At 60.2% G+C, this 25053-nt stretch carries 18 protein-coding genes; 6 read left to right on the forward strand and 12 right to left on the reverse strand.

Translation table 11 applies throughout. From position 1 onward, the window contains the following. Window position 1 precedes the first annotated feature (1 nt). A complete protein-coding gene (locus AB4Y89_RS06355) occupies window positions 2–1204 on the reverse strand; it encodes a pyridoxal phosphate-dependent aminotransferase (protein ID WP_442300066.1) in 1203 nt (400 codons plus the stop codon). Window positions 1205–1273: 69 nt separating this feature from the next. After that, window positions 1274–1756: a pantetheine-phosphate adenylyltransferase gene (gene coaD, locus AB4Y89_RS06360; RefSeq protein ID WP_442300067.1), complete on the reverse strand. Its 483-nt coding sequence runs from the start codon at window positions 1754–1756 to the stop codon at window positions 1274–1276. Window positions 1757–1791: 35 nt separating this feature from the next. Here coaD and AB4Y89_RS06365 point away from each other — a divergent pair, with 35 nt between their 5' ends. After that, complete coding sequence (locus tag AB4Y89_RS06365; RefSeq protein WP_442300068.1) at window positions 1792–2373, forward strand: DUF2199 domain-containing protein; 582 nt, start codon at window positions 1792–1794, stop codon at window positions 2371–2373. A 228-nt stretch (window positions 2374–2601) separates the two neighbouring features. Here the strand turns inward: AB4Y89_RS06365 and recA are convergent, their stop codons facing one another. Beyond that, complete coding sequence (gene recA / locus AB4Y89_RS06370) at window positions 2602–3669, reverse strand: recombinase RecA (protein ID WP_442300069.1); 1068 nt, start codon at window positions 3667–3669, stop codon at window positions 2602–2604. 163 nt (window positions 3670–3832) lie between these two features. Here recA and nth point away from each other — a divergent pair, with 163 nt between their 5' ends. Beyond that, the gene (gene nth, locus AB4Y89_RS06375; protein ID WP_442300070.1) at window positions 3833–4585 is read left to right on the forward strand and encodes an endonuclease III; all 753 of its coding nucleotides are present in this window, start codon (window positions 3833–3835) and stop codon (window positions 4583–4585) included. A 257-nt stretch (window positions 4586–4842) separates the two neighbouring features. On the opposite strand, the gene AB4Y89_RS06380 is transcribed toward nth, so the two are convergent. The 5 genes from AB4Y89_RS06380 to AB4Y89_RS06400 are packed head-to-tail and all read right to left on the reverse strand — an operon-like array spanning window position 4843 to window position 9039. After that, window positions 4843–5262 (reverse strand): EamA family transporter, encoded by a 420-nt coding sequence (locus tag AB4Y89_RS06380; protein ID WP_442300071.1) that lies wholly within the window; start codon window positions 5260–5262, stop codon window positions 4843–4845. Further along, window positions 5259–6011 (reverse strand): uroporphyrinogen-III synthase, encoded by a 753-nt coding sequence (locus AB4Y89_RS06385; protein ID WP_442300321.1) that lies wholly within the window; start codon window positions 6009–6011, stop codon window positions 5259–5261. The genes AB4Y89_RS06380 and AB4Y89_RS06385 overlap by 4 nt, the downstream gene beginning before the upstream one ends. Before the next feature lie 18 nt (window positions 6012–6029). Continuing rightward, window positions 6030–6968 (reverse strand): hydroxymethylbilane synthase, encoded by a 939-nt coding sequence (gene hemC / locus AB4Y89_RS06390; RefSeq protein WP_442300072.1) that lies wholly within the window; start codon window positions 6966–6968, stop codon window positions 6030–6032. After that, window positions 6965–8230: a glutamyl-tRNA reductase gene (gene hemA / locus AB4Y89_RS06395; protein ID WP_442300073.1), complete on the reverse strand. Its 1266-nt coding sequence runs from the start codon at window positions 8228–8230 to the stop codon at window positions 6965–6967. Before hemA ends, hemC begins: the two co-directional genes overlap by 4 nt. After that, window positions 8227–9039 (reverse strand): cytochrome C assembly family protein, encoded by an 813-nt coding sequence (locus AB4Y89_RS06400; protein WP_442300074.1) that lies wholly within the window; start codon window positions 9037–9039, stop codon window positions 8227–8229. The genes hemA and AB4Y89_RS06400 overlap by 4 nt, the downstream gene beginning before the upstream one ends. A gap of 143 nt (window positions 9040–9182) precedes the next feature. Here AB4Y89_RS06400 and AB4Y89_RS06405 point away from each other — a divergent pair, with 143 nt between their 5' ends. From AB4Y89_RS06405 to AB4Y89_RS06420, 4 genes are all read left to right on the forward strand, one after another. Beyond that, the gene (locus AB4Y89_RS06405; protein WP_442300075.1) at window positions 9183–10556 is read left to right on the forward strand and encodes an MATE family efflux transporter; all 1374 of its coding nucleotides are present in this window, start codon (window positions 9183–9185) and stop codon (window positions 10554–10556) included. Window positions 10557–10627: 71 nt separating this feature from the next. Further along, a complete protein-coding gene (mutS, locus tag AB4Y89_RS06410) occupies window positions 10628–13255 on the forward strand; it encodes a DNA mismatch repair protein MutS (protein ID WP_442300322.1) in 2628 nt (875 codons plus the stop codon). Further along, on the forward strand, window positions 13252–14454 hold the full coding sequence (locus tag AB4Y89_RS06415; RefSeq protein ID WP_442300076.1) for an anhydro-N-acetylmuramic acid kinase: 1203 nt from the start codon (window positions 13252–13254) through the stop codon (window positions 14452–14454). The genes mutS and AB4Y89_RS06415 overlap by 4 nt, the downstream gene beginning before the upstream one ends. Continuing rightward, entirely contained in the window at window positions 14444–15973 is a 1530-nt protein-coding gene (locus AB4Y89_RS06420; protein ID WP_442300077.1) for an ABC transporter substrate-binding protein, read from the forward strand. The genes AB4Y89_RS06415 and AB4Y89_RS06420 overlap by 11 nt, the downstream gene beginning before the upstream one ends. Window positions 15974–16221: 248 nt before the next feature. On the opposite strand, the gene AB4Y89_RS06425 is transcribed toward AB4Y89_RS06420, so the two are convergent. The 4 genes from AB4Y89_RS06425 to AB4Y89_RS06440 form a co-directional block, all read right to left on the reverse strand. Next, window positions 16222–16788 carry a hypothetical protein gene (locus AB4Y89_RS06425; RefSeq protein WP_442300078.1) on the reverse strand — a complete coding sequence of 189 codons (567 nt, stop codon included), beginning with the start codon at window positions 16786–16788 and terminating at the stop codon, window positions 16222–16224. A 2-nt stretch (window positions 16789–16790) separates the two neighbouring features. Further along, window positions 16791–21893 carry an Ig-like domain repeat protein gene (locus tag AB4Y89_RS06430; protein ID WP_442300079.1) on the reverse strand — a complete coding sequence of 1701 codons (5103 nt, stop codon included), beginning with the start codon at window positions 21891–21893 and terminating at the stop codon, window positions 16791–16793. Between the two features lie 260 nt (window positions 21894–22153). Beyond that, window positions 22154–23464 carry a glucoamylase family protein gene (locus tag AB4Y89_RS06435; protein ID WP_442300080.1) on the reverse strand — a complete coding sequence of 437 codons (1311 nt, stop codon included), beginning with the start codon at window positions 23462–23464 and terminating at the stop codon, window positions 22154–22156. Continuing rightward, window positions 23461–24987, reverse strand: a complete 1527-nt coding sequence (locus AB4Y89_RS06440; protein WP_442300081.1) for a GH39 family glycosyl hydrolase — start codon at window positions 24985–24987, stop codon at window positions 23461–23463. Before AB4Y89_RS06440 ends, AB4Y89_RS06435 begins: the two co-directional genes overlap by 4 nt. Window positions 24988–25053: the final 66 nt, after the last annotated feature.

Here is a 25053-nt window from a genome sequence, read left to right on the forward strand (position 1 = left end):
GCTACGACAGTTTCGCGAAGAATTCCTTCATGCGGGCGACACCCTTGTCAATGACGTCCTCTGACACAGCGTAGGAGAGACGTACATGCTCGGTGGTACCGAACGGCTCACCAGGTACCGTGACCACATGCGCTTCGCTTAACAACTTAGATGCAACATCTGCCGCCGAGTTGAGTCCGCCCTTACCAAGAAATGCCTTGATATTGGGATACACATAGAACGCGCCCTCAGGCACAGTGCAGGTGAGGCCCGGGATAGATTTGAAGCCTTCCAGTACACGGTCACGCAGACGGATGTAGTCCGCACGCATCTCCGCAATGCACTCCTGGCTCGCCGTCAGTGCTGCAATCGAGGCATACTGCACGGGCGTAGAGACGTTCGACGTGCTCTGGCTCTGCAGCTTGCTCATCGCCGCGATCAGGGCCTTCGGTCCAAGCGCATAACCCGCGCGCCAGCCGGTCATGGCATAGGTCTTCGACAACGAACCAAGCACCAGGACATGCTCCTTGCAGTCGGTGAACGATCCGCCGCTGATGCAGGCGCCGGTGAAGTTGAGATACGCGTAGCACTCATCCAGCAGAACGTAGATACCCTTGGCATGCGCCAGGCGGACGATCGACTCCAGATCAGACGGAGCGATGATCGCGCCCGACGGATTCGACGGCGTGTTCAGGATGATGACCTTGGTCTTCGGCGTAACGACCGCTTCGATCATCTTTGCGGTGATGCGGAAGTTCTCCGCCTCGCTGCTCTCGACGTATACGGGAATGCCGCCCGCGTACTGAATGATGTCCTTGAAGCTGACCCAGTACGGTACCGGCAGCACAACCTCATCGCCATGATCGACCAGCACCTGGATCGCGTTGAAGAGCGCATGCTTGCCGCCAACGGAGAAGACGCACTCCTCTACGGAGTAGTCGGTGCCAAAGTCTGCCTTGTGGCGCTCGACGATCGCCTTGCGCACCTCGGGGATACCGGCAACAGCGGTATAACGCGTGTGGTTATCCTCGATCGCTTTGATCGCCGCATCTTTGATGTGACGCGGAGTCGCGAAATGCGGCTCACCTGCGCCGAAGTCTGCCAGGTCAATTCCCTGCGACTTCATCTTCAGAGCCTCAGCGGTAATCGCCATGGTCGCTGAAACTTCGATGCGGTTGATGCGGTCGGTCAGAACCTTCTTCTGCGTTGCTGTTGCGGTGGTCATAGTACCAGTGTCGCAGATTCAGCCGTGGGAGCGAAACCCCCAAAGAGCGTCATCCGACTCCTGGCTGCGCTACACTTTCGCCCGCAGACGATCCATGACCAGCGCCGGCACCAGGCCGCTGACGTCCCCGCCCAGCTCAAACACGCCCTTAATGAGCCGCGAGCTCACATAGGTGTACTTTTCATGGGGCAGCATAAAGATGGTCTCAAGCTCGGGGTCAAGCTTCCGGTTCATCATGGCCATTTGGAACTCGTACTCGTAGTCGCTGATCGCCCGGATACCACGCAGCACCGCCACGGCTTCCTGCTGGCGGGCAAAGTCCACCAGCAGGCCGTCAAATGTCTGGACGGAAACATTCGGGAAGGCCTCCGCAGCTTCGCGGATCATCTCCAGCCGCTCTTCCACCGTGAAGAGTGGCGTCCCCTTGTTCACATTACGCAGAATTGCCACCACCAGGTGGTCCACAATCTTGGAGCCCCGTGCGATCAGGTCAAGGTGGCCGTTGGTCAACGGATCGAAGGTTCCGGGATAGATGGCTCGTACGGGCTTCATCGCAAATGCAGCATACACGCTTATGCTGGAGAGGTATGGTGAACGGCTTCCTTTGCTCGGTCTGCGGGCAGATTCATCCTCCAGCTCCAACCAGCTACAGCATTCAGGCTCCTGATGCCTACATCGCCATTCCGGACGAGGAACGAGCCAGCCGCGCCCAGATCTCGGCCGAGCAATGCATCCTCGACGAACGACAGTTCTTCCTTCGCGGACGCATCGTTCTGCCCATCCTGGATCAGCAGAACCAACCCGCACCGGAGCTTCTGGACCCACGCTCAGGCGCAGCTCCGGAGATCCGGATCGAAGCTCCCTACTTTGCCTACGGCTGCTGGGTAGAGGTAAGCCCGAAGAACTTCTTCCGTGCCCATGAACTCTGGAAGACAGCCGGCCGAGAGAACGGGGCCCCCTTCCCCGGCTACCTTGCCAATGATCTGCATCACTATCCCCGTACGCTCGGTCTTGAAGTACTGGTGGCAACACAACCGGTAGGAAGACGCCCCCATCTGACGGTCCTCGAGCAGACGCATCCTCTGGCACAGGAACAGACGGTGGGACTCAGCACAGAGCGAATCCAGCAGATCGCGGAACAGATCCTGCATCACCCGCAGTCCAGATAAGGTTGGCTGCTCGCGCCTCCATTTCAGTAACCGGGTGCCCCACCCTCACAACGTTAGGGTGGGCAAGGAAGCCACAGATACCCGTCCTAGCGGTCGTAACAATACCATTCGAGCTCCGCTCGAACGTCCCATGTCCCCGAGGGACATGGGGCACCCGATGTATTGCTACTCAAGGCTATAAACGCAACAAAGCCGCCCGAAGGGCGGCGTTGTTGCACACACGCTCGATTACTTGCGTCCGCGGACGACTTCCTGGGCTGCCGCCTGACCGTTCTCCGGCACGGCCGGCACATCCGCCGGAGCAGCGCCGATCTTCAGTTTCGCGCGCAATTCGCTGTTGATTCGTTCGAAGGTGTCCTTGTTCTCCTTCAGGAATCCGCGCACGTTCTCACGGCCCTGACCGATGCGCTCGCCCGAGTAGCTATACCATGCGCCGCTCTTCTCCACGATGTTGTTGACCACAGCCAGATCCAGCACATCGCCCTCGCGGGAGATACCTTCGCCGTACAGGATGTCGAACTCAGCCTCGCGGAACGGAGCCGCAACCTTGTTCTTCACCACCTTGGCCTTGGTGCGCGATCCGGTGACAACCTCGCCTTCCTTCACCGCGCCGATACGGCGGATATCGATACGAACCGAAGAGTAGAACTTCAGCGCACGTCCACCGGTGGTGGTCTCGGGRYTACCGAACATSACGCCGATCTTCWYGCGGATCTGGTTGATGAAGATCAGGGAGGTGCGGGACTTGGCCACCGTTCCGGTCAGCTTACGCAGCGCCTGCGACATCAGGCGTGCCTGCAGACCAACGTGCGAGTCGCCCATCTCACCATCGAGTTCGGCCTTGGGCACCAGCGCCGCCACCGAGTCGACAACCAGCACATCAATGGCGCCGGTACGAACCAGGGCTTCCGTGATCTCCAGTGCCTGTTCGCCATAATCCGGCTGGCTGACCAGAAGGTTGTCGACGTCGACGCCAAGCTTGCGGGCATAGATCGGATCCAGGGCATGTTCGGCGTCCACAAACGCCGCCAGGCCGCCGGCCTTCTGCGCCTCCGCGATGATCTGCAGCGTGATGGTCGTCTTACCCGAAGATTCAGGACCGTAGATCTCAATCACGCGGCCGCGGGGCACACCACCCACACCGAGGGCCGCATCGAAGGAGATGGACCCGGTCGAAATCACCGAGATCGGAACGATGGCCTCACGCGCGCCCAGGCGCATGATCGATCCCTTGCCAAACTGTTTCTCAATGCCGGCCATTGCCAGCTCTACTGCCCTTAAACGGTCATCCGCCACGTTGCGTGTCTCCTCAATCGGTCCCGCATCCCTCTTGCCTGCTGCAGGAAATCAGAGTCTAGCAGCAAAGCGACGATAGAAGCAAAGAAAAAGCGAAAACATTTTCGCCTCTCGCGGTGGAAAACGGGTACAAAACCTGCCGCGCTATGATTCGGAAACGACCATGGCCACCAAGTCCGCCAAGCCAGCCCCTGCTCCTGCCAGAAAAACCTCCGCCCCCACGAAGACCGCTGCTAAAAAGGGCACTCCCAAAAAGAGCACCTATAACCCGCTGGCGCCGGAACGCATCACCGCCATTCTGGACGGCCTGCGCAAGGCGTATCCCAATGCCGTCTGCGCGCTGCACCACAACTCCGCCTGGGAGCTGGTGGTCGCCACAGCCCTCTCCGCCCAGTGCACCGACGTCCGCGTCAACATAGTCACGCCGGAGCTCTTCCGCACCTTCCCCACACCCAAGGCTCTGGCCGAGGCGCCTCTGCCCGCCATTGAAGAGATCATCCGTACCACCGGCTTCTTCCGCGCCAAAGCGAAAAACATCCAGGGAGCCGCAAAGGCCGTCGTTGAAAAGTTCGGGAACAAGGTCCCGCAGACCCTGGAGGAGCTGATCACGCTCCCCGGCGTCGCTCGCAAGACCGCCAACGTCGTTCTTGGCTCATGGTTCGGTATCGCCGTCGGCGTAGTGGTGGACACTCACGTGGTGCGCATCTCACGCCGGCTCGAGTTGACCGAGCATACGGACGCAGTGAAGGTGGAACGGGACCTGATCAAGATCCTTCCGAAGGACGAGTGGATCAACTACTCGCACCGGATCATCTACCACGGCCGCCAGGTCTGCATCGCCCGCAAACCCCGCTGCGCCGATTGCACCCTGGAAAAGCTCTGCAACTCCAGCGACAAGACCTGGAGCTCCCACTAAAACGAACTTTCCGAATCGTCCCAACCGGGTGCCCCACCCTCACGGAGTTAGGGTGGGCGGGACTACCCAAAATTCCGGACGGACACCCACAACTCTTGCTTCAAGGCGCTTGGGTTTAGTGGCTTACTCTGCCCACCCTAGCTCCGCGAGGGTGGGGCACCCGGGCAAGGAGAATAGTTGAAAATAACCAAGCATATTTAGTTTATTTTCATATATATACATAGCATAGTGAATTACACGCTTGAAGAAAATATTGCTCAGGCGAAGGCCAGAACAATTGCACCTGCGGTAATCAGCAAGCCACCCAATATCTTCAACGGTGTCAGCGCCTCTCCCAGAAACATCCACGCAAAGACGATCACCAATGCCACACTCAGCTTGTCGATCGGGGCCACACGAGATGCCTGTCCAAGCTGCAGCGCACGGAAGTAGCACAGCCAGGAGAGCCCCGTTGCCAGGCCCGAGAGCACGAGAAATGTCCACGACCGGGTATTGATATGGCGCAGCTCGCCGTGCTTCCCCAAAGTCAGAGCAATAGACCAGGCGAAGACGAAGATCACGCTGGTACGTACCGCCGTCGCCAGGTTGGAGTCGATGTTCGCCACACCGATCTTGGCAAGGATGGCCGTGGCCGCCGCGAAGACCGCCGAGAGCAGCGCCCATACCAGCCAGTTCATACCGGTTGCTCCAGGGCAGACGCAATCGCCTTCGCGAGCGAGATCACATTGGCCTCCTTCGCTTCGACAGTCGGCAGGTAGCCGGCGTCACGCAGCGTGGCAGAGGTAATTGGCCCGATGGTCGCCAGGATGGTCGACTCAGGCAGCCGTAAGCCACTCGCTTCCAACACCTGCAACAGATGATGCACCGACGAAGACGAGGTAAAGGCAATGGCCGCGGGCTGAGCTGGGCCAGCAAAGAGCTCCTGCAACAGGCCAGGAGCCGCAGCAGGAATCACGGTTCGATAGGCCTCGGCAATCTCCACCGTCGCGCCCGCATCCTCAAGCGTTGCAGGCAGAACATCACGTGCAACCGCGGCACGCACCAGCAACATCCGAGCTCCGGCGGCATGAGGCAGAAGGGCCTCGGCCAGACTTTCGCCGGTCGCCTTCTCCGGTTGCAGCATGATGCCGAAGCCAGCTCGCTGCGCTGCCCGTGCCGTAATACTTCCAATCACCGCCAGGCGCAACCCCTTCGGCAGGTCTCCATGGAGGCGCTGACGAAAGACCTCAACCGCATTGGCGCTGGTAAACAGCAGCCAATCGAAGGTTGAGAGCCGGGCAATCGCATCGTCCAGCCTGGCAAAGCTCTCCGGCGGCGCAATCTCGAGTACAGGTACGATCACCGGCTCGAGACCGGCTTCTTGAAGTGCATCAGCCAGCTCAGAACTCTGATGCAAAGCGCGGATGACGAGGACTCGATGAATCATCACGAAACAGACATAAAGTTAAACCGTTGGATGAAGAAGTTCGTTGGCCCCGCGCCGCTCCAGCTCTCCGGCGACAAACTCACCGAAGCTCTGCGGCGTGTCTTCCTCTTCGGGAGTACGCGAGATCTGCACCATCCGATCGCCATCCTCGGCGACAACGCAGGCCAGCATGCGGCGGAACTTTCCTTCTCCGGCGCAGTGCGCTCCGATGGGCACGCTGCAGCCTCCGCCCAGCGCCGCCAACACCGCACGCTCGGCATCCACACACCACGCGGTCGTCTCGCAGTGCAGCAGGCGCACAGCGCCGCGAACCGCAGCGTCACCCGAGCGGATTTCGATCGCCAAAGCCCCCTGTCCCGGAGAAGGACAGATATCCTCCGGGTCGAAGCGCTGGCGAACCCAGTCCGGAGGCATGTTCAGCTTCTCCGGGCCCAGGCGGTCGAGCCCGGCGGCAGCCAGGACCAGTGCATCACACTGCCCTTCCCGCAGCTTGCGCAGGCGGGTATCGATATTGCCGCGGATCGGAACAAACTGGAAGTCCGGCCGATGCGCCAGCAACTGCGCCCGGCGGCGCGGGCTGGTGGTGCCGATACGAGCGCCGATCGGCAGCGTATGCATTAGCAGCCACTCCGGGCAGATGAGTGCATCGCGCGAGTCCGCTCGTTCCGGAATCGCTCCCAGCTCGAAGGCCGGGTTCAACTCGGTCGGCAGGTCCTTGAGAGAGTGCACGGCCAGATCGACCTTGCCGGCGGCAAGCGCCTCTTCGATCTCCTTAGTAAAGATTCCCTTGCCGTCCACGCCCACAGGTGCAACAAACCCGGGTTCCTGCATCCGGTCGCCGGTGGTCTTGATGATCTCAATGGAGACCTCGTGGCCGTGAGCGCGTAGCAGGCAGGCGACATGTTCAGCCTGCCAGAGCGCCAGTGCGGATCCACGGGAGCCGATACGAAGGTTCACTTAGACTCTCCTTCCTGTTGGGGAGCGAAGGCGCGGCGCAGCGCATCCAGAGTCTCGGCATCGCCATCGCGTGCCGCTTCGCGCACTCCGGCCATCGGTCCATGGAGAAACTTGTTCACCAGGCCGCGGGTCAATGCCTCCACCGCCTGCTGTTGTTCTGCGGTCAGCCCGGTCAGCCTGGACTGCGCTCGGCGCAACTCCGCCTCGCGCATGGCTTCAGCAGTTACCTGCATGGCGCGGATAGTCGGCACCGCGTCCAGGGTCTGCAACCGCTGTTCGTAACGATCCACCTCGCGGGCGACGATGCGCTCGGCCGCCTGCGCTTCCTTGCTGCGCTCGGCCAGGTTGGCGGCGGCGACCTGTTGCAGGTCGTCGATGTCATAAACAAACGCTCCGTCGATCTGGTTCATCGCCGGCTCTACATCGCGAGGCACCGCAATGTCGATGAAGAACATCGGACGGCCCTTGCGGCGCGAAAGCAGATCGCGGCCCATCTTTACGGTGAAGACGGCCTCCTGCGATCCGGTCGAGGTCACGACGATGTCCGCCAGGTGTGCCTGTACCGCGAGAGCATCGAAGTCCATCACCGAGCCCTGAAACTCTTCTGCGATTCTTTGGGCACGCGAGCGGGTGCGGTTGGCAACGTACAGCGTTCCCGCGCCCTGCGCGATCAGGTGCCTGGCCGCCAACTCTGACATCTTGCCGGCGCCCACCAGCAGGATCGTCTTGCCCTTCAGCGAACCGAAGATCTTCTGCGCCAGATCTACGGCGACGGAAGCGATCGATACCGAGGTCGAGCCGATCTGGGTCTCGCGACGCACCTTGCGAGCCACCGTGAAGGCGCGCTGCAATAGCGGCTCCAGCGTCGACTGCACTGCACCGACCTCGCGGGCAACGGTGTAACTCTCCTTCACCTGGCCAAGGATCTGCGGCTCGCCGACCACCATGGAATCCAGCGAAGAAGCAACACGGAAGAGGTGGCGTACCGCCTCGCGCTCCGAATATTCGTAGAGATGCGGTTCGATCTCCTGTTTGGAGATGGCGAAGTACTCAGCGAGAAAACGGCGCAGGTCGGTGTTGTCCTCGTGACATGTCACCAGTTCCACGCGATTACATGTCGAAAGAATCATGCTCTCGCGCACACCCGGCTGATGCAGCAGCGACCGCGTCGCGTCTGCCAGGCGGTCGGACGGGATCGCCAGGCGCTCGCGTACCTCGATCGGAGCCGTATTGTGGTTCACTCCCAGCAGCGCAATCTTCATGAAGTGAACCTGTGCACGTTCGAGAACTGGTTTGCCGCCCAGGCGGCGATCATCACCAGGAAGACAAAGCTTGAAAGGTATACAGCTCGCCTGCCGCGCAGTCCGGAGATGCGCCGGATGTGGATCATCAGGATGTACGCGACCCACATGCCGAAGCTGAGCAGGACCTTCGGATCGGCGAAATAAGCCGGGCCAACCGTCTCCTGCGCGACCACGGAACCAATCAGCAAACCACCGGTCATACACGGCAGACCGAAGAGCAGCGACTTCAGCGCGATCTGGTCCATGGTCTCGAGCGGCGGCAACCATCCGGCCAGAGAGCCAAGACCTTTGGTCTTCAGACGGCGCTCCTGGACGAGATACAACACACTTGCCAGCAAAGAGACCATCATCGCCGCATAGGCCGCGAGGAGCAGAGACACGTGCAGCCAGATCCAGCCGCTGCGCACCAGGGCAGAGTCTGCAAAGTGCTGCCCGGGCACAAACGCAGCCACCAGCGCCAGCGTAAACGCGATGGGCAGCGCGAAAACGCCAAGCTGCAACGTGCGATAGCGCCAGTACACCAGCAGAAACGCTCCGGCAATCAACATGGCCATCAGCGCCTGCACCTCGCGCGCCTCAACCGGCACACGATGGTGAGCAGCATTCATCGTCTCGGACAGCGCAACGAATTGAAACACAACGCCCATGATGGCGGCAGGCAGGGCGATGTGGCGCCAGCGTGGGCGCTCATACAGCGCCGCCGGCAAAACCGCGAGGCTGGCAACCCCATACAGCAGAACCGCGACCCTGAGCCAGAGCAAAGACATGGCGAACTTCCAGTATATAAGGTCGCGGCCATCAGCTTTTACTTTCACCAGCTTAGCCACCGAAATTCGCGTCAGATCTCCGATTTAGCCGCACATTCACATGGACGATGATGTGACCCGCGCAAAGCCGATAAAATCGCCGGATGCGTAGTTGGAAACAGGACCTGTGGTCAATGGTGAGGCTGGCGACCCCCGTCGTTCTGGCGGAGCTGGGCTGGATGCTGCAGGGCATCGTCGACGTCATCATGGTGGGCCGCCTCGGCCCGGTCGGCATCGGAGCTGTTGCCCTGGGCAATGCGCTCTATTACGCGCCTTCCCTCTTCGGAATCGGCCTGATCCTCGGTCTGGACACCATGGTCTCGCAGGCCTATGGCCGCAAGGACTACGATGCCTGCCATCGCTGGCTGGCGCAGGGCGTTTATGTTGCCCTGCTCGCTACCCCTCCTCTTATGCTGCTGGTCTGGTCGCTCGGCCAGATGGTAGGCCACTTCGGCGTCGCATCTGCCCTGGTAGAACCGACCTCGCACTACGTCAGTACCCTGGTCTGGGGAACCCTGCCGCTGCTGCTCTATGCGGCGTCACGGAGATATCTGCAGGCCGTGGGCCAGAGCCGCCTGGTGACCATCACCTTCGTCGCCGCCAACATCGTGAACTGGGCCGGCAACTGGGTGCTGATCTATGGACACTTCGGCATGCCCGCGATGGGCGTTCGCGGTTCGGCCCTCTCCACCGTGTTCTCGCGCGTGATGATGGCCGTGATGCTTCTGGGCTTCGCCTGGAGATATGAGCGCCGCCGCGGACATCCACTCTTTGCCCGATGGGCCGGCCCGCACTGGCAGCAGATTCAGCATCTCGCCCGGATCGGCCTGCCTGCGGCGCTGCAGATCATCCTGGAGATCGGAGCCTTCGGCTTCTCCACGGTGCTTGCCGGAAAGGTCTCTCCCATTGCCCTGGCCGCACACCAGATCGCGCTGAACTATGCAGCGCTGGCGTATATGGTGCCTCTCGGCATCTCTGCCGCTGCCTCGGTCGCCGTTGGCCACGCGGTAGGAGCCGGAGACCCCGAACGCGCCCGCAGCGACGGATGGCTGGCCATGATTCTCGGCGTGAGCTTCATGGCCGTCGTGGCTGTGCTCTTCATCGCACTTCCCAGACCGTTGATCGCGCTCTATACGACTGATATCGCGGTGCTGACGGAAGGTGCACGACTGTTGTGGCTGGCGGCGGCCTTCGCCGTCTTCGATGCCGTCCAGACCATCGGCACAGGAGCGCTGCGCGGGCTTGGCCTGACGCGCGTCCCAATGCTGAGCAACCTCTTCGGCTACTGGGCTTTTGGCCTTCCTCTCGGCATGGCCCTCTGCTTCTGGAAGGGATGGGGTGTCGAGGGCATCTGGATCGGTCTGACAGCAGCTCTGATCGTCATCGCCTCAGCCTTGTTCTTCTACTGGCGCAGCCGCTCGGCGGCATTGGTAAACGGTGAGTTTGCCGCGCATCCGGCTCCGGCGGAGAGCCTCTGATTCCGGCCCCTGAAATACACAGGGCCGGACAAGTATTCTGAAGTCCCGTGTCAGAGATTTCACAGCCAGCCATGACGCCGTTTATGCGCCAGTACACCGCGGCGCAACAGGCCCACCCGGACTGCCTGATCTTCTTCCGCATGGGCGACTTTTATGAGCTGTTCTACGACGATGCCGTCAAGGTCTCGCGCGAGCTGCAGCTCACATTGACCGCCCGCGATAAGCAGAAGTCCGTCCCGATGTGCGGCGTTCCCTACCACGCCGCCGAAACCTACATCCAGCGCCTGCTGCGCAAGGGCTACCGCATCGCGATGTGCGAGCAGATGGAAGACCCGAAGACGGTGAAGACCATCGTTCGCCGCGAGGTCGTCCGTGTGCTCACTCCAGGCACAGCCATCGATCCATCGCTCGGCTCCGACGAGAACAACTTTCTCGCCAGCCTCGCGCCCGTCGGCAAAGATGCCTTCGGAGTCGCCGTGCTCGATCTCTCCACCGGCGACTTCCGCTCCACCGAGTTCCGCGGAGCCGATGCCTTCTCTCTTGCTCTCGATGAGCTTGGCCGTCTGCGGCCCGTAGAGCTTGTCCTCCCAGAAGGCTTTCATCCCGGCAAAGCTGGACTGCTGTCAGACGACGAGGTCGAGCTTCCCGGACTCGACGTGCGCACCCGCACTCCAGTCGAAGACTGGGTCTTCACCGCCGACTATGCCCTTCCTTTGCTGCAAGGCCACTTCCATACGCACTCGCTCGACGGCTTCGGTCTCGCCGGTCATACAGCCGCAGCAGTTGCCGCCGGCGCGCTGGTGCATTACGTGCGCAGCACCAAGCAGGGCGAGCTGCAGCATCTCGATGGCCTAAAGTACTACCAGCGCGGCAGCTCTCTTGAACTCGATGCCGTCTCTGTGCGCAACCTCGAGCTTGTCGAGCCATTGTGGACGCAGGAAGGCGTAGAGAGCACGCTCTTCCACGCACTGGATACGTGTTGTACACCGATGGGCAAACGCCTGCTGCGTTCTGCACTGCTGCGCCCCATGGCGGATGCGGCCTGCATCAACCGCCGTCTCGATGCCGTTGATGAAGCGGTCGGCTCGCTGCGACTGCGCGAACAACTGCGCCGCGCCCTGGATAACGTCCTCGATCTGGAACGCCTGCTGGCGCGTGTCTCCATGGACTCCGCCGGTCCACGCGATGTGCTGGCGCTGGGCCGCACCCTTGGCGCCTTGCCGACCGTACTGGCAGAAGCTGCGGCATTCAAGGCCGAAGGCTGGCAAGTGCTGACCTCAGGCTTCGATGCCCTCACCGATGCCTATGCAACCATCATCAACACCATCGCCGAGGAGCCGCCGGTCACGCTCGCCGATGGCAACTTCATCCAGCCTGGCCGCGATGCCGAACTTGATGAGCTGCGTACACTCTCGCAGTCCGGCCGTCAGTCGATTGCAGCCATCGAAGAACGCGAGCGCGAACGCACCGGCATCTCTTCACTGAAGGTTCGGTATAACTCCGTCTTCGGCTATTACATCGAGATCACGAAGTCCAACCTGGGTTCCGTTCCTGCTGACTACGAACGCAAGCAGACGCTGGTCAATGCCGAGCGCTTCACCACGCCGGAGCTGAAGGAGTACGAGACCAAGATCCTTACCGCGCATGAGCGTTCGGTCGAGATCGAGAAACGCATCTTCGCGGAGCTGCGCACCACCGTGCTTGCCGCCGCCCATCGTCTGAAAGAAACCGCCCGCCGCGTCGCGGAGATGGACCTGATGGCCGGCTTCGCGCACCTTGCCGCTCTGCGCAACTACATCCGTCCGCAGATCGAACCCGAGGGCTGCATTTACGAGGCCGTGAACGGGCGCCATCCTGTGGTCGAGCGCCGGTTGGAGCTTGCAGCCAGCGGGCGTTTCCATCCCAACTCCCTGCATCTGGACGGCGTGGAAGGTCCTTCGCTGCTACTGATCACGGGCCCCAACATGGGCGGTAAGTCTACCTATCTGCGGCAGGCCGCACTGCTGGTCATCATGGCGCAGATGGGTTGCTTCGTTCCCGCAGAGCGTATGCGGCTCTCCCTGGTCGATCGCGTCTACACCCGCATCGGCGCCAGTGACAACGTCTCGCGCGGTCGCTCCACCTTTATGGTGGAGATGACCGAGACCGCCGCCATCCTGAACACCGCAACCGAACGTTCGCTCGTCCTGCTCGACGAGATGGGACGCGGCACGGCAACCTACGATGGCCTTTCGCTCGCCTGGGCAACCGTCGAGCATCTGCACAACCGCATCGGTGCACGCACGCTCTTCGCCACGCACTACCACGAGCTCACCTTGCTGAGCGATCAGCTATCGAAGCTCGAGAATCTGCGGGTCGCCTGCAAGGAGACCTCTACCGGTATCGTCTTTCTGCACGCCGTGGAACGCGGCCCTGCAAACAAAAGCTACGGTATCGACGTCGCCCGGCTCGCCGGGCTGCCCCAGACAGTCATCGATCGCGCGCGCGACGTGCTGCGCTTGCATGAGAAGGCGGAGAACGCCTCGGTACGCGGAGCGATTCCGGCTCCTCCCCAGCCCGCCCTGCAGATGACCATCTTCACGCCGCTCTCGCAGAAGATTGTCGATCGCCTGCAGGAAACCGATATCAACTCACTTACGCCGATGCAGGCCCTTCAACTACTGGACGAGCTGAAGCGCGAGCTGGAGGGACAGGCATGAGCAAGCAACAGCCCGTACGCGAACCTGCGGCAATGACTGTCGCCGGCGTGATGTCCGGCACCTCCGCCGACGGTGTTGATGTTGCTGTCGTTCGCATCGCTCCCGGCAAGCACGCACCGAAACTAAAGCTGCTGGAACACCGTGCCTTCCCGTATCCCAAGGCACTGCGCAATGCAGTACTGGCGGCGATGGATGCCCAATCGATCTCTGCGGCAGAGATGGCGCGGCTGCACTGGCGGCTGGGCGAGGTCTACGCCGACTGCATTGCACAGACTCTCGCAACATCAAAACGCAGAGCATCGCTGGTTGGCGTTCACGGACAGACGATCTACCACCAGGGCGCGGCATCACCCTATCTGGGTAGACCGCTGAAGTGCACCTGGCAGCTCGGCGAAGCAAGCTGCATTGCTGAACGCCTTCGCATTCCGGTCATCAGCGACTTCCGTCCCGCTGATATGGCCGCCGGCGGGCATGCCGCACCTCTGGTGCCGATGCTGGACTACGCCGTCTTCGCGCACGCCAAACGCAATCGCGTGCTGCAGAACCTCGGCGGCATCGCCAATCTCTCCGCCATTCCAGCCAACACCGGCGCAGACAGGCTGCTCGCCTTCGACACCGGCCCGGCAAACATGGTCGTCGATGCACTGATGCAGCGTCTCTTCCAGAAGCCTTATGACCGCAATGGAGCCACTGCGAAGCGCGGCGTTGTCCTGCAACCGGTACTGGACACGCTGATGCGCGATCCTTACTTCGCCGCAGCTCCTCCGAAGTCCACCGGACGCGAGCAGTATGGCGCCTCCTTCGTCGACAAGCTGCTGAAGCTCAGCGGCAAGGCCCGCGGCGAAGACATCATCGCCACGGCAACTGCGCTTACCGCCGAAAGCATCGCCCATGCCTACAGGACATTTGTGTGGCCGCATCTCGGCATGAATGCTCCTCTTGCTGCGGGAACGGACTTCATCCCCGCCGGCGGTGGAGCGAAGAACGCCACACTGATGCGAATGCTGCGGGCACGGCTGGAGCCACTGGGTGTCACCTTCGTCCCCATCGAAACCTTCGGCCTGCCCGCAGAGGCCAAGGAGGCAGCAGCCTTTGCCCTGCTGGCGTGGCTCACCTGGCATGACCTGCCGGGCAATGTTCCTTCTGCCACCGGCGCATCGCGACCTGTCGTCCTGGGAAGGGTAACGGATGCACGCTAGGCTACTTACCGCCTTGCCTCTCATTGCACTTACGCTTGCCACAGGCTGCCGTACAAAGCCCGAAGGCAACATGGTGGTGATGGTCATCGAGTCGAGCCCGAACAACCTCGACCTCCGCATTGGCACCGACGCACAGTCGGAACGTATCGGCGGACTGATCTTCGATCCGTTGGTCCACAAGGACGAGCATTACAACCCGCAGCCCTGGATCGCGGAGCGTTGGGAGCAGCCCGAGCCCACGCGCATGGTCTTCCACATCCGCCACGGCGTCACCTTCCATGATGGCCGCCCACTCACCGCCGAAGACGTGGCCTACACCATCCGTTCCTTGCAGGATGGTTCCATCGTTACCAGCAAGGGAGCCAGCCTCTCCGCCATCAAGCAGGTTGAGACGCCCGATCCCTACACCCTGGTGTTGCACCTCGATAAGCCCGACGCTTCCCTGCTCTTCAATCTCTCCGACGGCCTCTTCGGCATCGTCCCGCGAGGCAGCGGCAAAGAGCTTGGAGCGGCGCCCATCGGCAGCGGCCCTTTCCGTTTTGTCTCTCAGGTGGTCGACAAAGAGGTCGTCGTCGAACGCAATCCGCAGAGCTGGTCAGGGGTACCAAAGATCGAGCGCGTACGCTTTGCCGTCATCCCCGATGCTGTGACGACTGCCCTGGAGCTGCGCAAAGGCTCCGCCGACATTGCCTCGAACGTCATCACGCAGGATATGGTGTGGGCGATGCGCAACGAGAAAGAGATCATTACCGATGTAGGCCCCGGCTCCATCCTGAACTACATCAACTTCAACTGTAACGACACCCTGCTGAAGCATCGCGAGGTGCGGCAGGCAATTGCGCTCGCCATCAATCGTCAGCCCATCCTTCACGCGCTCTTCCGCGATCATGCGCGCCCGGCAGCATCGCTTCTACCCAACGGCCACTGGGCACAGGCAGCAGCTACGGAGCTACCCGACTTATCCTTCAACCCTGAGCGCGCCCGCAAACTTCTTGACACTGCGGGCTTCCCGGTGCGGCCGAATGGATCGCGCTTTCAGTTGACGATGAAGACCTCGACCGATGAGACCACCCGTCTGCTGGCAGCCATCCTGCAACAGCAACTACGCGCCGTCGGGATTGACCTGCAAATCCGTTCGAACGAGTTCGGCACCTTCTACGCGGACGTCACCAAAGGAGCCTTCCAGATCTACGGCCTGCGCTGGATCGGATCGAACGAAGATCCGGACATTTTCCGCTACACCGTCTCCTCAAAGAGCTTCCCGCCCAAGGGCGCGAACCGTGGCCATTACAGCAATCCTGAAGTGGACAGACTGATTGCAGAGGCATCTGTTGAGCCCGACCAGGCAAAGCGCCGTCCCATCTACGTTCACATTCAACAGTTGTTGGCAGAAGACGCCGCCGGCGTAAATCTCTGGTATCTGGACAACACGGTCGTCCATTCCCGCCGCGTCACCAACATCCATCCCAATCCTTCAGCCAGCTACGACTTCCTGCGCGAAGCCGAGGTCATGCATTAAACCCATACACCGGGTGCCCCATGTCCCGATTTTGGGACGTGGGCATTCGAGCGCAGCTCGAACCTTTTGTTTGTCATTTCGTAGTGCAGCGGAGAAATCTGCTTCTCTCCCCATGCTTTCTCTCTGAGCGGAAAAGCGGATCGAGCTTCGCTCGATACCTCCACATAAGCTTCGCGTATCCACCCCAGCGAACTTTGTTCGCTGGGGACCCTGGTATGTGGGGCACCCGATATTGTGGCGCTCAATTCCTACTGCTCCGACATCATCGACTTACCCTGCCATAGACGGAAGGTAATACCCGTCGAGATCCCATACGGATGAATCGCCCCATACGAAAACTGCGGCCACATCTGGTACTCCACATCCACCACCTTCACGGCAAAGCGCTTGTGATACCACTCCACCCCACCTCCAGGAGCGGCGACGAAGTAGTTGCCGTTCGCATAACCAAAGGGAAAGTTGAAGTGCCCGACGCCGGCTAAACCCTTTACATACGGCCGCACGTTACGGGTCATGAGGTTGAAGCGTGGACCGGCGAGATACGTTGACTGGTTGCTTCCATTGGGATCGTTATGAAGCCGCAACCAGCGCGCCTCTCCTTCTATGCCCCAGCGGTGGCTGATGCTGGCGTCACCCCACAGGGTGACACCGCCAAGCTGACGCTGACCATAGTCAGACTGAAAGATGCTGAGTCCGCCGCCGGCCATCACGTGCGGACCCGGGCCCCTTCCCGCGGCAACGGCCTGCGCGTCCGCAGACACACTGCATCCCAAAGCTATCGATAGAGCCGCGATCGCGGCGAACCACAGCCGCATGATTACTGCCCCACCGTAAGAGTGACGTCTATCGCCTGTTTCGCACCGCTGGTCGTTCCAACTCCAGTGACCTGGAAGGTATAGGAGCCAGTCGGCGTCGTATTGGTATGCAGAGCGCCAGTGCAACCAGTCATTCCGCCGGCAATACCGATCATTGCCAGGGCCATCAGCAGACTTCCCAGCCAGCGGCGGCGCTTACGCATGCCCATACCCAATAGACCAAGTACGGTCGCGCCAGGCCACAGGATCGTAGCCAGAATCGGTGTGTCCGTCCTGCGTACACTCGCGGACGCTCCCGCGCCCAGCGGATTGCCGGTATCGATCTGGAGCTGTACCTGTTGTGTAATGTTCGCGCCCAACTTCAACGAATTCGGCGAGAACGTACAGGTTGCGGCAAACGGAAGACCATTACATCCGAGATTCAGCGTGTCGCTAAAGCCGTTCAACGAGGCGATAGACAGCGTTACCGTAGCATGATCGCCGCCGGTCAGATTGATCTTTGACGGGGACAATGCAAGGGTAAACTGCTGCGCCTGAGAAACCACCACATCGGTCGATGATGAGGCCGAGCCGGCATACAGAAAGTCTCCGCTGTATGTCGCCACCACATGGTACGTTGCCGCTGACGGCGATACCGTCAGGGTTGCAAGACCATTCGTATCAACAGTGGCAGTGCCAAGCGTTGTCGTACCCGAGCTGAAGAGGACAGCACCGGTCGGCATCACCGGCCCCGTGCCCCGTACCACTGCCACCAGAGTGACGGTCTGGCCGGTCTGCAACGAAGTGGCAGAGACACTCAGGCCGGTTGTCGTGGGCCGTAGATCCATCTCCTGCGTCAGCGCTGCGGAGCTCGTCAGGTTGAGCGTATCGCCGCTGTACTGAGCGGTGATAACGTGCTTGCCTGCAACCAACGTAGCGCTCGAGATGCTGGCATTGCCATTTGCATCCAGCGTGGCCTGTCCAAGCAATGAGCCACCATCGAGGAACGTGATCGATCCCGTCGGCTTGCCGTCTACATTGGTGACCTTCGCCGTCAGCACCACTGCCTGTCCCGTAAGCGCCGGGTTGAGGCTTGATACCAGTGCGACCTGGCTGTTCTGTCGTACCAATACCTGAATGGATGACGAATCAGCCGCCGTATTCTTCGCATCGCCGGCGTAATGAACGATGAGCGTATGCGGCCCGATCGTGAGCGAAGACGTGATCAGGGTCGCCGCACCATTGGCACCAAGCGTCCCGGATGCCACAGATGTTGCGCCGTCAAGCAACGTCACCTGCCCGCTAACATCGCCGCCGTTGCCCGTCACCTGGACCTGCACCGTGAGTGCCGCACCATAGATCAGGGTTGTCGCGCTGGGAGCCCCCTGCACGGTCGTCGTCGCGGAAGTAATCTGTTGCGGCCACACTTGAGAGCTGGCCGAAGCATTTGTACTATCGCCGCTGTATGTGGCGGTAATGGAATGCGTGCCTACTGCAAGGTTCGCGGTCGAGAAAGTAGCCACGCCGTTCTGCAAGGGAGCTGTCGAGAGCGATGCCGAACCATCCTTGAACGTCACCGTTCCCGTGAGATTGCTGCCTCCTGTGACAGTCGCTGTAAACTGCACGCTGCGGCCGGCAATCGAAGGATTGGTATCGGACACGACGGCGACCGTGATCGCTTGTAGCACCGTCAGGGAAAGCGCAGTCGACGTTGCTGGGGTATACGTTGCATTGCCCGCGTAGACCGCAGTGATGGTGTGAATCCCCGGCGTCAAGGACGACGTCTGCACGCTTGCAACTCCGCTGCCATTGAGAGTTGCCGTCCCAATCGCCACACCGCCATCCAGGAACTGCACCTGGCCTGGAGGAACTCCGCCATTACTGGTCGCGGTAGCCACGAGTGAAACCTGCTGACCGCTTACCGTGGGGTTTGCGCTCGCAGCCACCCGCAGGGTGGTCGTCGCCTGCACGATCTTCTGCGAAGTATTCGAGCTAGATCCGGTATTATTTGCGTCACCCGCATAGTCTGCCGTGATGAGGTGATCCCCGACAGAGAGAGTGGCGACTGACAAGGTAGCCCTACCGCCATTCAACGAAACCGTTGCAAGGGGGCCCCCGTTGTCTTTGACAATTACCGAGCCCGCCGGAATTCCGCCCGAACCAGTGACGGTAATCGAGAAGGTCACGACGCTTCCAGCAATCGCCGGAGATCCATTGCTCGTGATCACTGTCTGGGTCGTAGCCTGCCGGACGGTCACCGGTGTGATGTTGGAGTTGCTGGTTGCGTAGTTCGTACTGCCGTTATAGATCGCACTCAAGGTGTGCGATCCAACTGAAAGTGACGTCGTTATCAACGGCGCCACACCGTTGGCAGGCAGAGTCACGGTATTCAGGAGAGTTGCCCCATCATAGAAGGTGACCGTTCCCGTAACCGTTCCACCGGTGGTTTGCGATGGAGTCACCGTCGCTGACAGTTGTAATGGAGCTCCGGCATCCACCGTAGGCACATTGGAAGACAATAACGTCGTGGTGGAGATGGTATCGACGGTAAAGTTCAGTGCCGAAGTGCTGGTGGAGTTGTTCGTATCACCGCTATAGACAGCAGTGAAGGAATGTGTGCCGCCGCTCAGGCCTGTAGCTGTCCATGTAGCAATGCCACTGCCATTCAGGTTCGCAGTGCCCAGAGTATTCGAGCCATCTTTGAAGGTCACCGAGCCGGTCACCGCAACCAATCCGCTGTTGCTCACAGTAGCCGTCAAGGTTAAGGGTTCACCCGCTTTGATCGACGAGGGCGCCGCCCCGAGTGTCGTCGAACTCGTGTCCTTATTGACCGTTTGCGGCCACACGCTGGAAACAGCACCGATGGTATTGGTATCTCCGCTGTAGCTCGCTGTAATGCTATGAGCGCCGACGCTAAGAGTATTGACCGTTATCGTTGCAACCCCGGAGCCGTTGATCGGTATCGCTCCAAGTGTGGCCGAGCCGTCCTGAAAGGTGATCGTCCCAGTAGGAGAACCGGCAGCCGTTACGGTAGCCGTAAACGTCACCTGCTGCTTGATAACAGATGGATTCAGGCTGGAGCCAAGGCTTACCGTTGCTGCCTGCTTAACCACCTGAATCAGTGCCGAAGAGGTACTGGGGTTATTCGATACATCGCCCTCATAGCTGGCGGTGATGGAATGGCTACCCAACGTGAGCGAACCGGCCGTCAGCGTTGCAACACCTGGCGCTAGGTTGACCGCCCCAAGAGACGTCGAGCCGTCATAGAAGGTGATTTTTCCGGTGGGGATATTGGTCCCACTGGTCAGCACCTGAGCTGTAAACGTCACCGCAGCACCAAGCGCGGAAGGATTGGCACTCGAGGAGAGGTTTACCGTCGTCGGGTCGAGCGTAAGCACTTCGCCGCTCAACTGAAGGACCGCCGGCGCATTGATGGCGGCGGACTGCACCTCAATGCTGCCATTGACTGGGCTTCCGATTACCTGAGGATTGAACTGCGCACCAACCACACAGCTTGCGGAGCTCGCCAGAGGAGTATTGGCGCCACAGGTAGTCAATGAACTGTCCAGCGAGGCATTCGATACAGTCACAACATTGGTACTCGCCATCAGCGCGTTGCCGGCGTTCTCGACGGTAATCGTTTGCGTCGGCGAGGTGCGTCCTACGCGAATAGGGTCAAAGGTCATCTTTGCGAGATTCGTCGTGATCTTGCGGACGCGATTGTGGAACATATCCGCGATGTACAGGTTGCCGTAACCATCCAGCGCCATCGAGTACGGACCATAGACCATGGCCGCATTAGCCGGTCCATCATCTCCCTGGAAAGACTGTCCGCCCGTGCCGGTAATGGTCTCGATCAGCCCGGTGACGGCATTGATGCGGCGCACACGGTTGTTGCTGGTGTCAGAGATCAGCAGGTTTCCGGCGACATCGAATAACAACGCTCCCGGGTAACGCAGCTGAGCGCCTGAGGCCGCACTGCCATCACCGGAGAATCCTGCTGTCCCCGTTCCGGCAACATGCTGGATCACGCCGGAAGTGACGCACCGCACCATGTGATTCGTCTGGTCCGCGATACATACGTGACCATCGGCCGCGACAGCGACTCCCCAGGGAAGATTGAGCTGCGCCGAAACGGCACTGCCTCCATCGCCGCTGTACCCTGCCACGCCGGTTCCGGCAAAGGCATTGATGTTCCCTGTTACCAAGTCCAGCTTGCGCACCGCGCTGTTACCGGTATCGGCAATGTAAAGCACTCCGGCTGCCGGATCGACAGCAAGCCCATTCGGTCCATTTAGACGGGCGGAGGTTGCTGCGCTTCCATCGCCAGAGTAGCCGGCTGTTCCCGTTCCGGCGACGGTACGGATGATGTTCGTAGCAAGGTCCACCGCACGAACTACGTGGTTGTAGTTGTCGGCGATGTAGAGATTGCCCAGCCCATCCAGCGCTAACCCCGTGGGATTGCTAACAGAAGCTCCCGTCGCGGGACCGCCGTCACCGGTGTATCCGGGGTTACCGTCCCCGGCAATCGTGGTAATCACCTGGGTCTGAGCATCGATCCGCCGGACACGATTGCTGCTGGAGTCAGTGACGTAGAGGTTTCCCGCAGCGTCCACCACGATGCCCTGGGGTAGAAACAGGGTTGACGCCGTAGCTTGCATACCGTCGCCACGATAGATCCAGGTTCCGTCGCCCACGACCGTGGACATCGTACCGGGCAACCAGCCAACCAGGGGGCCGGAGCCGGTTCCGCTCAAGAGAACCCACCCCATCACCGTGCCGCTGCCACTCTTCAGAACAATGCCGCCGGAGCGCAGGCCGGGCGATTGCGGCGCGAACTGCACTGAGACCGAACAGCTCTGCCCCACGAGATAATTCGTGCCGATATTGCTATTGCAGGTCCCGCCGCTGACCTGTGAGAAGTCGTATCCCGTAAGTCCCTGCGTGCCTACCGCGATTGAACCGAGTGTTCCGGCGGAGGTTATCGGAACCGTGATGGTCTGGGTGCTATTGCCGGTCCCCACGGCAACCGCCGATGGGAACTGGAACACCTGCGCTGCGGAGGGAACCGTCGCGAAGACGGCAGCAGCAAGCACGAGCGGGAAGACGGGCAGAAACGCGCACACACGTTTCCACAAGGTGAAGAGAGAACCAAGACGGCAAGACTGCACGGAAGCCGGACCTCGAAACAAATAGCTCCAGCAGTGTTTTTAATCCGGCGATATTCCGTCGTACGGGCCGATCTATCGGGCCACGATACGTCGGTGACATAGCATCCGATGTTTCGTTCTCAGCGGGATTGCGTAGGTCGTCGGGGGAGAACCTGCGGAAGTGTTAACCAGGAAAGTACCACCGGTAACATTATTCCTGTCACCAATTTTCGAGGTTACTGAGTATGCAGTCCCGATTTGGTAATTGCGAGGCGGATCTCGTCTGCCTGCATAAATGTGGCCCAGATCATCTCGGTACGCAGATTCTCGGCCATCAGTACGCCGATTCCCTGGTCGATTCCCAGGACATCGTCGTTGTACCAGTGCGCCGAGGGCCGCAAAGCATCGGTAAAACCGTATCTTCCCCAGGCTTCCCTGCCATAGCGATCCCGCAGCGACATCAGAACCCGCAGGCATTCCTGGGGCAGAAACGCCACCGACCCCGCCGTAGCGCACGGCACCACGCTGCCGTCAATGTGGCCAAGCACCGGCGGACCTCCCCAGGCCTGGTACCCGCGCTGCGAGTCTGAGGCAGTTACACCCCAGTAGTCGTCGTTGTACCACTGTTTCATCGAGAGGCAGAATGCCCTGTGCGCCCGCGTCGCGGAGATGGAGTTATCGAAGTAGTTTGCAAACTTATCGCGCAGATTGCGGAAGTCGAACCATGCATGCGAGAACTGGTGCGTAAATAGCGGATCAGGCCCGCTGATATAGCGAATTCCGGAATAACTCGCAATCGGCCGCCGAAAGTACTGCCAGTAAATGCCATCGATCGGATGGGTGTTCGATCCAATGGCAAGCAGCACCAGCATCATCAGCTCGCAGTAATGCTGCCAGCGGACAGCCAGAAAACCGAACTCCGGCGTCCATCCCATGCTGAACTGGGTTTCCTTGTTCAGCATCCAGGGAAAATCCACACGGTCGTAGATCTTCGTTGCCAGCTCGGCGATCTGCGGCCCCAGACCTGATGTGTTCTTGAAGTACTCTCGCGCCATGAGAGCGCCACACAGAAAGATGCACGTATCAATGGAAGAAAGCTCACATTTGAAGGCGCGTACTCCCGTCTCCATATCGTTGTAGTGGTAGAAGAAGCCGTGCTCCTGCGGCATTTGCTCCCAGTGGTACTGAAGTGTGTGCAGCACACGCAGACGAATATCGTTGCGTGGCAGGTAACCACGCCAGTCAGCGATACACAATGCCGTCAGACCGAACCCGGTTGCGGCGATGCTGGAGACACGCCGGCTCTCTTTGCCATGAGACGACGGGATCTGGGCCAGGGCGCGATCACGCACCTGACCGGTCTTGTCGCTTGCCTCTTCCCAGAAGTAGCGGCAACCCGCCTGAGTCAGATCCTCGAGAAACGCATCCTCAGGCGCGGTAAGCTCCCGCTTTTTTGCACTGCCAAATGGGAAGGCAAGCGCTGTTTCGTTCAGTCCCAGTCCTGCCGCACCAGCGGCAACCAGTTTCAGCGCATCTCTCCGGTTCAACGAATCTCCACCAGCGCCAGGCCCTGCGCCGGAACATGCACCGCCAGCTTGCCACCACGAACTGCAAGCCTCTCCGGCGCGGCCAGGGCGCCGGCTTTCTTCAGTGCTGCAATCTGTGCCTGGGTCGGCGTTGCCGGCCTACCCATGTCGTCATATGCCTTCACTACATTGCCGTGGTTTGCATCAAGGCGCCATACTGTCGCGGAGACCGCCCCTCTACCCTTCACCACCACCTCGAAGGTCTTTTCGGGGACACCGTCATAAGTCTCCTGTGTATACGATGCTCCGGTTCCCGCCGGGGGTGCGTAGTTCCACACAGCAATCGCCAGCGCACCCGATTTCGTTTTTGTCGCCAGCGCATCGTCGCTATCCAGTTCCAGACGGCGATCTCCCAACTTGTGCAGCAAAACAAACGCGTTGAAGGCCGGCTTCGGAATCCCGCGCTCCGCAAGCAAGCCAAATCCGCCGTAAAACGGTGTCTTCACAACACCTTGCTCCTCAAAGACATCGGAGAAGGTCCAGTAACTCATCACGTCGACCAGGCCATCGCACTGCCGTATCGTGTCAGCCAGCCACGGCCCCATGAAGATGGAGTCCGTCACGTTTGGCTCATTGGCATAACTTGCGTTGTATTCACTCAAGATGAATGGAATATCTGGATAAGCCGATGCCGCAATCTCGGTGTGCACTTTGCTGACTGCGCGACACACCATGCTGTCGCGCGGAATCCGCTCCTCGGTCTTGAAGACATCTTTCGCCGTGTCGTTGGCATAGACATGGCTGGAGACAAAATCCACGGGAACGTCGGCCTGCTTGCAGTGCGCCAGAAACTCACCGGCGTAAGCGGCCTGTGCCGTGGACGGACCACCGACGCGGATACGATCGTTCACGCCCTTCAGAGCGCGGGCGGTGTGGTCATAGAGATCGTAGTAGGTCGGCATGGAGGGCTTACCGCCCCAGAAGTCGAGGTTCGGTTCATTCCATACCTCGAAATACCAGGTGGCCACTTCATCGATGCCGTATCGAGCGACAAGATGCCGGGCGAAGGAGCGAATCATGTCATCCCATAACGCATAGTCTTTCGGCGGCGAGATGTTCTGCTTGTACCAGAAGGCGTGCACTTGATTCGGATCAGCCGCCAGCTTCTTCGGCATAAAGCTCAATTCCACAAACGGCTTTACACCATCCTCCAAAAGGCCGTCATAGATCTGGTCAATGTAGGAAAAGTTGTAGACGGGCTTTCCCTGCGCATCCACATCGAAGAGGCCAACCTCATCCATGAAGATGCCGTGCGGACGCACATAGGTGAATCCTGTTGCCTTCTTCACCGTCCGCAGATCCTGCCGGTAACTCTCTCGCAATGTGAGAATGGCGCGGCCGGAACCGAACATCTCCTCCCAGAAGTGAGTCAGAGGTGTTCCCTGATCTCGAGCATTGACAACAACCTGTTCAAAATCCTGCGCCTGCATGGACGCGGCAATGGCTACTACGAGCACCGACAAAGATTGAATCCAGCGACGCATGGTCTCCCCTTACTTCCTTGGACGCAAAATAACGCCGCGACGGCAGAAACCGTCGCGGCGCTCCCT

The organism is Terriglobus sp. 2YAB30_2, assembly GCF_052114765.1.
In the GTDB taxonomy this organism is placed as follows: Bacteria; Acidobacteriota; Terriglobia; order Terriglobales; family Acidobacteriaceae; genus Terriglobus.